Genomic DNA, 10,993 nt, shown 5'->3' with positions numbered 1-10,993 from the left:
ACGCCAACCCCTTGATTTACCTGACCTGCCACGCGCTGGCCCGACCTTTGCTCTACGCTTTATCACGTTTATCACGCGCAACATCGCTGTACTCCAATAAACATAAAAGTCAGGAGATACCCACCATGCGTTACGCACACCCCGGCACCGAAGGCGCCATCGTTTCGTTCAAGGCCAAATACGGCAACTACATCGGCGGCGAATTCGTGGCGCCGGTCGACGGCAACTATTTCACCAACACCTCGCCGGTCAACGGCAAACCGATCGCCGACTTTCCGCGCTCCACCGCCAAAGACATCGACAAGGCGCTGGACGCCGCCCATGCCGCCGCTGACGCCTGGGGCAAAACCTCGGCCCAGGACCGCTCGCTGGTGCTGCTGAAAATCGCCGACCGCATCGAACAGAACCTTGAACTGCTGGCCATCACTGAAACCTGGGACAACGGCAAGGCCGTGCGTGAAACCCTCAACGCCGACATTCCGCTGGCCGCCGACCACTTCCGCTACTTCGCCGGCTGCATCCGCGCGCAGGAAGGCAGCAGCGCCGAAATCAACGAACACACCGCCGCCTATCACTTCCATGAACCGTTGGGCGTGGTCGGGCAGATCATCCCGTGGAACTTCCCGCTGCTGATGGCCGCCTGGAAACTCGCGCCGGCCCTGGCCGCCGGTAACTGCGTGGTGCTCAAGCCCGCCGAACAAACACCGCTGGGCATCAACGTGCTGATGGAGCTGATCGGCGACCTGCTGCCACCGGGCGTGCTGAACGTGGTGCACGGGTTCGGCAAGGAAGCCGGCGAAGCCCTGGCCACCAGCAAGCGCATCGCCAAGATCGCCTTCACCGGCTCCACGCCGGTGGGCTCGCACATCATGCATGCGGCGGCCGAGAACATCATTCCGTCCACCGTCGAGCTGGGTGGCAAGTCGCCGAATATCTTCTTTGCCGACATCATGAAGGCCGAGCCACAATTCATCGAGAAAGCCGCTGAAGGCCTGGTGCTGGCGTTCTTCAACCAGGGCGAGGTGTGCACCTGCCCATCGCGCGCGCTGGTGGAAGAGTCGATCTACGACGACTTCATGAAAGTGGTGATGAAAAAGGTCGAGTCGATCAAACGTGGCGACCCGCTGGACACCGACACCATGGTCGGCGCCCAGGCATCCGAGCAACAGTTCGACAAGATTCTGTCCTACCTGGAAATCGCCAAGGGCGAAGGCGCCGAGCTGCTGACCGGTGGCAAGGTGGAGAAACTGGCGGGAGACATGGCCGGCGGCTATTACATCCAGCCGACCCTGCTCAAGGGCACCAACAAGATGCGTGTGTTCCAGGAAGAAATCTTCGGCCCGGTGGTGAGCATCACCACCTTCAAGGACGAAGCCGAAGCCCTGGCAATTGCCAACGACACCGAGTTTGGCCTGGGCGCTGGTCTGTGGACTCGCGATATCAACCGCGCGTATCGCATGGGCCGCGCGATCAAGGCGGGCCGTGTGTGGACCAACTGCTACCACCTGTACCCGGCGCATGCGGCATTCGGTGGTTACAAAAAGTCCGGCGTGGGCCGTGAGACCCACAAGATGATGTTGGATCACTACCAGCAGACCAAGAACTTGCTGGTGAGCTACGACATTAATCCGCTGGGCTTCTTCTGATTTTCTGACTGCAATGCAAGCCCCTGTGGGAGGGGATTTGCTCCCGATTGCAGTGTGTCAGCCACTCTGTGTGCCACTGACCCACCGCTATCGGGAGCAAGCCCCCTCCCACACTTGGATCTCCACAGGTACTTGCGATGTGTATTCGGCCTATATAGGCCGAGTTAAAAACAATAAGAATGGAAGGTACTTCCTCATGTCCAGCGAACCCACTCGCTCCTCCGTCGACTTCGAAAACGTCGACAGCGACTACTTCCAACAACGCGAACTGAAAAAAGGCGCCGCTGGCTGGGTGCTGCTGGTCGGCCTGGGCGTTGCCTACGTGATTTCCGGCGACTACGCCGGCTGGAATTTCGGCCTGGCCCAGGGTGGCTGGGGCGGCATGTTCCTCGCCACGTTGCTGATGGCCACCATGTACCTGTGCATGTGTTTTTCCCTGGCCGAGCTGTCTTCCATGATTCCTACCGCCGGTGGCGGCTACGGCTTTGCCCGCAGCGCCTTCGGACCCTGGGGCGGGTTCCTTACCGGCACCGCCATCCTTATCGAATACGCCATTGCCCCCGCCGCCATCGCGGTGTTTATCGGCGCCTATTGCGAGTCGCTGTTCGGCATTGGCGGCTGGATGATTTATCTGGCGTTCTACATCCTCTTTATCGGCATCCATATCTTCGGCGTGGGCGAAGCGCTGAAGCTGATGTTTGTGATCACCGCCGTCGCCGCCATTGCCCTGGGCGTGTTTCTGGTATCGATGGTGTCGCACTTCAGTGTCGCCAACCTGCTGGACATGCCGGTGACCGAGGCGCGAGGCGCCAGCAGCTTCCTGCCGTTCGGCTACGTCGGCGTGTGGGCTGCGATCCCTTATGCCATCTGGTTTTTCCTTGCGGTGGAAGGCGTGCCGCTGGCCGCCGAAGAAACCCGCAACCCCAAGCGCGACCTGCCGCGCGGCCTGATCGGCGCCATTGTGGTGCTCACCAGTTTTGCCTTGTTGATTCTGGTGATTGCGCCGGGCGGCGCCGGCACCTATGCGCTGGTCAAATCCGGCAACCCGCTGGTTGAGGCGCTGGCCCTGGCGTACGGCGGTTCGACCTGGATGGGCAGCTTCGTCAACCTGGTCGGGCTGGCAGGACTGATCGCGAGCTTTTTCTCGATCATCTATGCCTATTCCCGGCAGATTTTTGCCTTGTCCCGTGCCGGCTACCTGCCGCGCAAGTTGTCCGAGACCAACAAGAGCAAGGCGCCGGTACTGGCGCTGGTGATCCCCGGCATCATCGGCTTTGGCCTGTCGCTGACCGGCCAGGGCGACTTGCTGATCCTGGTGGCCGTGTTTGGCGCGACCATTTCCTACGTGCTGATGATGGCCGCACACATCACCCTGCGCATTCGCCGCCCCAAAATGGACCGTCCGTACCGCACGCCGGGCGGCATCTTCACCTCGGGCGTGGCGCTGGTACTGGCCTGCGTGGCCGTGGTGGCGGGCTTTCTGGTGGATCCACGGGTGGTGATTGGCGCCGCGATCATCTATGGAGTATTAATTGCTTACTTTGCTTTCTACAGCCGGCATCACTTGGTAGCAGGCACGCCCGAAGAAGAATTCGCGGCGATCCAGGCCGCAGAGGCCGCCTTGCACTGAGCTGCCGTAAACCTCGACGCGGGCGCTGCCTGCGTCGCCAAGGAGACACTGTATGGCAAGTTTTTCCCACGCGGTGGGTGCGCAAACCTACCGCTTCGACAGCCTCAAGGACGTGATGGCCAAGGCCAGCCCGGCCCGTTCCGGTGACGTCCTCGCAGGCGTCGCCGCGCAGAACGACGGTGAACGGGTCGCGGCGCAAATGGCCCTGGCGAACATCCCGCTCAAGCACTTCCTCGAAGAAGCGCTGATCCCGTATGAACGCGACGAAGTCACCCGGCTGATCATCGATACCCACGACAAACAAGCCTTTGCCGTGGTCAGCCACCTGACCGTGGGCGGCCTGCGCGACTGGCTGCTCAGCGATGCAGCCGACGAACATTCCCTACGCGCCCTGGCGCCCGGGCTGACACCGGAAATGGCCGCGGCGGTCTCCAAGATCATGCGCGTGCAGGACCTGGTGCTGGTGGCGCAGAAGATCCGCGTGGTCACCCGCTTTCGCGGCACCATGGGCCTGCGCGGGCGCCTGTCGACGCGCCTGCAACCCAACCACCCCACCGACGAACCGGCGGGCATCGCCGCGAGCATCCTCGACGGCCTGCTCTACGGCAACGGCGACGCCATGATCGGCATCAATCCGGCCACCGACAGCACCGCCTCGATCTGCGCCATGCTGGAGATGCTCGACGCAATCATCCAGCGCTACGAAATCCCCACCCAGGCCTGCGTGCTGACCCACGTCACCACCTCCATCGAGGCGATCAACCGTGGCGTACCGCTGGACCTGGTGTTTCAGTCGATTGCCGGCACCGAGGCGGCCAACGCCAGCTTCGGCATCAGCCTGAGCGTGCTGCAGGAAGGTTACGACGCAGGCTTGAGCCTCAAGCGCGGCCCCCTGGGCCAGAACCTGATGTATTTCGAAACCGGCCAGGGCAGTGCGTTGTCCGCCAACGCGCACTTTGGCGTCGACCAGCAAACCTGCGAAACCCGCGCTTATGCGGTGGCGCGGCATTTCAAGCCGTTTCTGGTCAACACCGTGGTCGGCTTTATCGGGCCCGAGTACCTGTACAACGGCAAGCAGATCATCCGCGCCGGCCTTGAAGACCACTTCTGCGGCAAGTTGCTCGGCGTGCCCATGGGCTGCGACATCTGCTACACCAACCACGCCGAAGCCGACCAGGACGACATGGACACCCTGCTGACCCTGCTGGGCGTGGCCGGGATCAACTTCATCATGGGCATCCCCGGCTCCGACGACATCATGCTCAACTACCAGACCACCTCGTTCCACGATGCCTTGTACGCACGCCAAACATTAGGTTTAAAGCCAGCGCCGGAATTCGAACAGTGGCTGGCCAAAATGGGCATCTTTACCCAGGCCGATGGCAAGGTGCAGTTTGGCAACAGCCTGCCACCGGCGTTCCGCCACGCCCTGGCGCAACTCGGATGAAGGAGCCACCCGTGTCACTCGACCTGCCTGACAACCCGTGGCTGCAATTGCGCCGCCTCACCCCGGCACGCATCGCTCTGGGCCGCACCGGCACCAGCCTGCCCACCAGTGCGCAACTGGACTTCCAATTCGCCCACGCCCAGGCGCGGGATGCGGTGCACCTGCCCTTCGATCACGCAGGCTTGAGCAGCCAACTGGCCGAACGCGGCCGCGACAGCCTGTTGCTGCACAGCGCCGCCGCCGACCGCCACAGCTACCTGCAACGGCCGGACCTGGGTCGACGTTTAAGTGATGAGTCGGCCCAACACCTGCGCGACTACGCCGCAGCGAATCCCGGCGGCGTGGACCTGGCGGTGGTGGTGGCCGATGGTTTGTCGGCGCTGGCGGTGCATAAACATACGCTGCCGTTTCTGACGCGCATGGAAGAACAGACCCACGCCGAGGGGTGGTCCCTGTCGCCGGTTATTCTGGTGGAGCAGGGCCGCGTGGCCGTGGCGGATGAAATCGGCCAGTTGCTCGGCGCCAAAATGACGGTGATCCTGATCGGCGAGCGGCCAGGGCTCAGCTCGCCGGACAGCCTGGGCCTGTATTTCACCTACAACCCCAAGGTGGGCCTCAACGACGCCAATCGCAACTGCATTTCCAACGTGCGCCTGGAAGGCCTCAGCTACGGCATGGCGGCCCATCGCCTGCTTTACTTGATGCGAGAGGCGTGTCGCCGGCAGCTGTCGGGGGTCAATCTCAAGGACGAGGCGCAAGTGCAAACCCTCGAATTCGACGATCCCGACCTGATGAAAGGAAACTTCCTGCTTAGCCCGCCCAGCGACTGATCGCGGCACGATTGCGCTTTTTCGCGTCGTTAGGCAGCATCAAGTCACGGCCGCTCCTGTGGTCATATCCTTTGGAAGTTGAGGCCTGGCATGCGGATTACTCAAGCGACCCTGGAACACCTGGACCTGTTGACCCCGCTGTTCGTCAAATACCGTGAATTCTACGGCGCGCTGCCGTTTCCGGATTCGTCGCGGGACTTTCTGGAAAAGCGCCTGCGCCGTAAAGAGTCGGTGATTTACCTGGCGCTGGCCGATGACGACGACAAGCGGTTGCTGGGGTTCTGCCAGCTGTACCCGAGCTTTTCCTCTCTGTCGCTCAAGCGCGTGTGGATCCTCAACGACATCTATGTGGCCGAGGATGCGCGCCGGCAACTGGTGGCCGACAACCTGATGCGCACTGCGAAGAAAATGGCCAGGGAAACCCACGCGGTGCGGCTGCGGGTGTCGACCAGCAGTGACAATGAAGTGGCGCAGAAAACCTATGAGTCGATCGGCTTTCGCGAAGACACCGAGTTCAAGAATTACGTTCTGCCGATCAACCAAGACTGACGCCAAAGCCTCTCGCAGCGCCAATGTGGGTGCCTATCCCACATTGGCAACCACGACACGCCCCGCTACAAAAGCAGCACGCTTTTCAACGCTCAATCCGTATAATGCGGACCTTTCCAGGGTTGTAAGAAATGCGACAGTCACTTGTAGCCTTATTGCCCGAGCCTCCGCAGAGGCCTGCCGAGTCGGGCCGTTCACACAGGTGCCATCCATGGATTTCAACCCGCTTGACCTGATCCTGCATCTCGACGTTTACCTCGACATGCTGGTAACCAACTACGGTCCGTGGATTTACGCCATTCTGTTCCTGGTCATTTTTTGCGAAACGGGCCTGGTGGTCATGCCCTTCCTGCCGGGTGATTCCCTGCTGTTTATCGCTGGCGCCGTCGCCGCCGGTGGCGGCATGGACCCGGTACTGCTCGGCGGCCTGTTGATGCTGGCCGCGATCCTCGGCGACAGCACCAACTATGTCATCGGGCGAACCGCCGGAGAACGCCTGTTCAGCAACCCGAACTCGAAGATCTTCCGCCGCGACTACCTGCAAAAAACCCATGACTTCTACGACAGGCACGGCGGCAAAACCGTGACCCTGGCGCGCTTCCTGCCGATCCTGCGCACCTTTGCGCCGTTTGTGGCCGGCATCGCCAAAATGCCCTACCCGCGTTTCTTCGGGTTCAGCGTGCTGGGCACCATTCTCTGGGTCGGTGGCCTGGTGACCCTGGGCTACTTCTTCGGCAACGTGCCGTTTATCAAGAAGAACCTGTCGCTGCTGGTGGTGTTCATCATCCTGCTGTCGCTGGTGCCGATGATCATTGGCGTGTTCCGCAGCCGTTTCGGTCGCGCTTCCTCCGAAGCCAAGCCGCAGTAACCGGCCATGTGGTCCCTCAGCGCCTGGCGTCGCCGGCGCCTGCTGGCCCGGCACCCGATCGCCGATGACACCTGGCAGCGGGTGCGCAGCCACCTGACCTTCCTCGACGGCCTCACCGCCGAACAGGATCAGTGGTTGCGCGAAGCCTGCATCCTCTTCCTTGCCGACAAACACCTCACCGCCCTGCCCGGCGTCGACCTGCACCAGGAGCAACGCCTGCTGCTCGCCGCCCAGGCGCAGTTGCCGCTGATGAACCTGGGCGATCTCGACTGGTATCAAGGCTTCCACGAAATCGTGCTGTACCCCGACGACTTCCTCAGCCCCCAGCGCCATCGCGATGCCAGCGGCGTGGAGCATGAGTGGGACGGCGAGCACAGTGGCGAAGCCTGGCAACAGGGCCCGGTGATTCTCGCCTGGCCCGGGGTGCTGGCCAGCGGCAATTGGGAAGGCTACAACCTGGTGATTCACGAGCTCGCCCACAAGCTCGATATGCTCACCGGCGACGCCAACGGCCTGCCGCCGCTGCACAAGAATATGCGCGTGCAGGAATGGGCCAGCGTGATGCAAGACGCCTTCGATGACCTCAATCGCCAACTGGATGCCGATCCCGACATCGAGACGGTCATTGATCCCTATGCAGCGGAAAACCCGGCGGAGTTCTTTGCCGTCACCAGCGAATATTTTTTCAGTGCCCCGGATTTGCTGGTCGACAGTTATCCACAGGTGTACACCCAACTCAGCCGCTTTTATCGCCAGGATCCCCTGGCCCGCCTGCGCCACCTGCAAGCCCACGACCCGCGCTACCAGCCGCCGGTTGAATGACCGTACGACGTCTGGCGCATGGCATCGGCGTCAGAATATGCCTATAATCGCCGCCACTTTTAGGCCAATCCGGCCATGTTCAATGGCCAACTACGGGGGCAACGCCCAATGAGCTACAGCAAGATTCCGGCTGGCAAAGACCTGCCGAACGACATCTACGTCGCCATCGAAATTCCGGCCAACCACGCGCCGATCAAATACGAAATCGACAAAGACAGCGACTGCCTGTTCGTTGACCGTTTCATGGCCACCCCGATGTTCTACCCGGCCAACTACGGTTTCATCCCCAACACCCTGGCCGACGACGGTGATCCCCTCGACGTGCTGGTCGTGACCCCTTACCCGGTTACGCCAGGCTCGGTTATCCGCGCCCGCCCGGTCGGCATCCTGAACATGACCGACGACGGCGGCGGCGACGCCAAGGTGATCGCGGTGCCACACGACAAGCTGTCCCAGCTGTACGTGGACGTGAAGGAATACACCGACCTGCCACCGCTGTTGCTGGAGCAGATCAAACACTTCTTCGAGAACTACAAAGACCTCGAAAAAGGCAAATGGGTGAAGATCGAAGGTTGGGGCAACGCAGACGCCGCCCGCGCCGAGATCATGAAGTCGGTGGCTGCCTACAAAGGCTGATCCCTGATTTTCATTGCCTCGCCCATAGAAAAGCCCCGATCACTCGGGGCTTTTCTATGGGCGCACCTAAACGTCAAGTTCAACTAACAACAAACAGAGTTTAGCAAACCGATAAAGTTGAAAAATCAGGCCACAACTAAGTAAAAACCTACAGGCGCAATTCAACGCATGGTTTATTTGATTGGTTTTCTTGGCCAGTAAACTCTGCGTTTATGAATACATCAGGTGATCGTTTAAAAGCACTATTAAGGGAAGTTCATCTTTCCGCCTCCGACTTCGCCAAGAACCGCGGCGTCACGCCCCAGCACGTGAACAACTGGTTCAAACGCGGCGTGCCCATGGGCCGACTCAACGAGATCGCAGAGCTGTTATGCGTCTCCAGCCGTTGGCTGCGCACTGGCAAAGGCTCCAAACACCCACCGGCCAACTTCCTGCTGGAAGGCCCGGGAACCACGAAAGGACTCACCTACGTCCGCGAGGAAAGCGGAAAATACCTCACAGGCCCAGCCTGTCTCCCGGAAAAACTCGACGTGGAACTCCCCCTCCACCCCACGTTCACCTCCACCGAGCGCATCCGCGTCTCCCTGCACACCCTTGACGCCCTCAACGTAAACCCCGACCGTGCGGTAGGCGCCTACATGGTCGACAACAGCATGATCGACATCATCCAGCAAGGCGCTACCCTCGCCATCGACCGAGGCCGCACCCAAATCATCAACGGCGAAATCTACGCCGTGGAGCATGACGGCATGCTGCGCATCAAATACCTCTACAACCGGCCCGGCGGCGGATTGCGAATGCGTAGCCACAATGCCGCCGAGCATCCGGATGAATACCTCACCTACGATGAGCGCTTCGAACAGAACTTCCTGATCGTGGGCTGGGTATTCTGGTGGTCCACCCTGAATAACCGCCGCCCACCAGTGCCGCTGGACGATCACTTATTAGGCTGGGAAGGCTCTAAATCGGATCCTGAGGTGGGCAACTGAGGTGAATGTGGGTATCATCCGCCGCACATTTGGCAGGGGGTGGCTTTGCGCTATCTATCCTGCCCGGCGATGCGGAGGAGTTCCCGCGGATGCCCCGACTATTCAGCCCGACTCGATGTGGGCTGAGCGATTTGAAGGCTGGTGAGGTTTGTCAGAAGCAAGCCGAAGCAGTCAGCGAGAAGCCGGCCACAAGCCGGCTTTTTAATGCCTGTAAAAAACCTCACTCCAGCCGTTGCATCAAGCCGGCCGCATGCACTCCACAGCCCGCTCCGCAACCATCTTCGCCATGTCCACCAAATGCATCACCGCCCTCTGCGGCGCAGCTACCGGCTGTGCGAGCGCCTGCGAAGTTGCCACTGCACATTGCAGCAGCTCGGCTACCCGCACCCAGGCATCTTCAAAGCTCAGTTCTTCATTGACAGTGAATGGGTTAGTTGAAGTCGATGACAGCGAATCCGAACGAACGTTATCCATAGCAAAACCCCTAGCAGTAAGTGGATACCACCGTCATTTCGCGACTAAACGAATAGAGGTGGCGGCTGAACGCAGGTTAGTCGACCGGCCGCTAGGCACCGGCGCACCCGAAGGTGCCCTGCGCACAGCCACCATAATGTTCAGGCGAGAAGAAACCTGAATTTGGGATGGCACGTGCGCCTAGCGATATCCGGGCGACTAAACCCGATCACTGAATAGGCAGTGACGGATCGCAGCCTAGTCGCGGGATTTCACTGGCGCAAGCCGCTGGGATTCTCTAGGAAATGTCCTGCAAATGAAAGGGATCGGACCTGCTGGCTATTCAATGCTCGAGAAAGCGGCCACTTCCTACTGTCCCCTTCAAGTTGACAGTAAGACGCCCGCCACCCGATTTATCCCCCAACACCCACGCTTTAACCTGTGCCCATGTTGAACAAAACATCCAACCAACCAAAAAGGACTTCAACCATTAGCACTCCAACCTACAGCCGCTTGAACAAAGACGACGCCATCGTTCTGCTGGTCGACCACCAGACCGGCCTCATCTCGCTGGTGCAGGACTTCTCCCCCAACGAGTTCAAGAACAACGTGCTTGCGCTGGCCGACCTTGCCAAGTTCTTCAACCTGCCGACCATCCTCACCACCAGCTTCGAGCAAGGCCCCAACGGCCCGTTGGTGCCGGAGTTGAAGGAGATGTTCCCGGATGCGCCGTACATCGCGCGTCCTGGTCAGATCAACGCGTGGGACAACGAAGACTTCGTCAAGGCGATCAAGGCCACCGGCCGCAGGCAGATCATCATTGCCGGTGTGGTCACGGATGTGTGCGTGGCGTTCCCGACCTTGTCGGCGCTGGCGGAAGGGTTCGAGGTGTTTGTGGTGACGGATGCGTCGGGCACCTTTAATACCACGGTGCAACAGGCGGCCTGGAGCCGGATGACACAGGCCGGTGCGCAACTGATGAACTGGTTCTCGGTGGCGTGCGAGCTGCACCGCGACTGGCGCAACGATATCGAAGGACTGGGGAATCTGTTATCCCAGCGCATTCCCAACTATCGCAACTTGATGAATGGCTATGCGGCGCTGACAGTCCAGCAGAAGTAAG

11 protein-coding genes are annotated in these 10,993 nt (G+C 60.5%); 10 read left to right on the top strand and 1 reads right to left on the bottom strand.

The features are described 5' to 3' along the window. Positions 1–125 precede the first annotated feature (125 nt). The 9 genes from exaC (at position 126) to ACXX81_RS01260 (ending at position 9,417) form a co-directional block, all read left to right on the top strand. Entirely contained in the window at positions 126–1,646 is a 1,521-nt protein-coding gene (gene exaC, locus ACXX81_RS01300) for an acetaldehyde dehydrogenase ExaC (RefSeq protein WP_209985236.1), read from the top strand. A 196-nt stretch (positions 1,647–1,842) separates the two neighbouring features. Next, a complete protein-coding gene (eat, locus tag ACXX81_RS01295) occupies positions 1,843–3,276 on the top strand; it encodes an ethanolamine permease (protein WP_458571093.1) in 1,434 nt (477 codons plus the stop codon). A gap of 52 nt (positions 3,277–3,328) precedes the next feature. Beyond that, on the top strand, positions 3,329–4,723 hold the full coding sequence (locus tag ACXX81_RS01290) for an ethanolamine ammonia-lyase subunit EutB (protein WP_209985242.1): 1,395 nt from the start codon (positions 3,329–3,331) through the stop codon (positions 4,721–4,723). Beyond that, on the top strand, positions 4,720–5,553 hold the full coding sequence (gene eutC, locus ACXX81_RS01285; protein WP_458571092.1) for an ethanolamine ammonia-lyase subunit EutC: 834 nt from the start codon (positions 4,720–4,722) through the stop codon (positions 5,551–5,553). Before ACXX81_RS01290 ends, eutC begins: the two co-directional genes overlap by 4 nt. 90 nt (positions 5,554–5,643) lie before the next feature. Continuing rightward, positions 5,644–6,102: a GNAT family N-acetyltransferase gene (locus ACXX81_RS01280; protein ID WP_231422551.1), complete on the top strand. Its 459-nt coding sequence runs from the start codon at positions 5,644–5,646 to the stop codon at positions 6,100–6,102. Between the two features lie 211 nt (positions 6,103–6,313). Beyond that, positions 6,314–6,970 carry a DedA family protein gene (locus ACXX81_RS01275; RefSeq protein WP_209985252.1) on the top strand — a complete coding sequence of 219 codons (657 nt, stop codon included), beginning with the start codon at positions 6,314–6,316 and terminating at the stop codon, positions 6,968–6,970. 6 nt (positions 6,971–6,976) lie between these two features. After that, positions 6,977–7,792, top strand: a complete 816-nt coding sequence (locus ACXX81_RS01270) for a M90 family metallopeptidase (RefSeq protein ID WP_209985255.1) — start codon at positions 6,977–6,979, stop codon at positions 7,790–7,792. 108 nt (positions 7,793–7,900) lie between these two features. Further along, on the top strand, positions 7,901–8,428 hold the full coding sequence (ppa, locus tag ACXX81_RS01265) for an inorganic diphosphatase (RefSeq protein ID WP_003237090.1): 528 nt from the start codon (positions 7,901–7,903) through the stop codon (positions 8,426–8,428). 212 nt (positions 8,429–8,640) lie between these two features. Next, positions 8,641–9,417, top strand: a complete 777-nt coding sequence (locus ACXX81_RS01260; protein WP_209985258.1) for a LexA family transcriptional regulator — start codon at positions 8,641–8,643, stop codon at positions 9,415–9,417. Positions 9,418–9,654: 237 nt separating this feature from the next. On the opposite strand, the gene ACXX81_RS01255 is transcribed toward ACXX81_RS01260, so the two are convergent. Next, a complete protein-coding gene (locus tag ACXX81_RS01255; protein WP_057010154.1) occupies positions 9,655–9,891 on the bottom strand; it encodes a DUF6124 family protein in 237 nt (78 codons plus the stop codon). A 426-nt stretch (positions 9,892–10,317) separates the two neighbouring features. Between ACXX81_RS01255 and ycaC the strand changes: the two genes are divergently transcribed. Continuing rightward, the gene (ycaC, locus tag ACXX81_RS01250; protein ID WP_458571091.1) at positions 10,318–10,992 is read left to right on the top strand and encodes an isochorismate family cysteine hydrolase YcaC; all 675 of its coding nucleotides are present in this window, start codon (positions 10,318–10,320) and stop codon (positions 10,990–10,992) included. Position 10,993 lies beyond the last annotated feature (1 nt).

The organism is Pseudomonas sp. GNP013 (assembly GCF_054343995.1).
This window is presented reverse-complemented; position numbering and strand designations above follow the sequence as displayed.

What these genes read in the sequence shown, in the direction of transcription:
- exaC (WP_209985236.1), top strand. Translation starts at nt 126, where the DNA reads ATGCGTTACGCACACCCCGGCACCGAAGGCGCCATCGTTTCGTTCAAG.
- eat (WP_458571093.1), top strand. Translation starts at nt 1,843, where the DNA reads ATGTCCAGCGAACCCACTCGCTCCTCCGTCGACTTCGAAAACGTCGAC.
- ACXX81_RS01290 (WP_209985242.1), top strand. Translation starts at nt 3,329, where the DNA reads ATGGCAAGTTTTTCCCACGCGGTGGGTGCGCAAACCTACCGCTTCGAC.
- eutC (WP_458571092.1), top strand. Translation starts at nt 4,720, where the DNA reads ATGAAGGAGCCACCCGTGTCACTCGACCTGCCTGACAACCCGTGGCTG.
- ACXX81_RS01280 (WP_231422551.1), top strand. Translation starts at nt 5,644, where the DNA reads ATGCGGATTACTCAAGCGACCCTGGAACACCTGGACCTGTTGACCCCG.
- ACXX81_RS01275 (WP_209985252.1), top strand. Translation starts at nt 6,314, where the DNA reads ATGGATTTCAACCCGCTTGACCTGATCCTGCATCTCGACGTTTACCTC.
- ACXX81_RS01270 (WP_209985255.1), top strand. Translation starts at nt 6,977, where the DNA reads ATGTGGTCCCTCAGCGCCTGGCGTCGCCGGCGCCTGCTGGCCCGGCAC.
- ppa (WP_003237090.1), top strand. Translation starts at nt 7,901, where the DNA reads ATGAGCTACAGCAAGATTCCGGCTGGCAAAGACCTGCCGAACGACATC.
- ACXX81_RS01260 (WP_209985258.1), top strand. Translation starts at nt 8,641, where the DNA reads ATGAATACATCAGGTGATCGTTTAAAAGCACTATTAAGGGAAGTTCAT.
- ACXX81_RS01255 (WP_057010154.1), bottom strand. Translation starts at nt 9,891, where the DNA reads ATGGATAACGTTCGTTCGGATTCGCTGTCATCGACTTCAACTAACCCA.
- ycaC (WP_458571091.1), top strand. Translation starts at nt 10,318, where the DNA reads ATGTTGAACAAAACATCCAACCAACCAAAAAGGACTTCAACCATTAGC.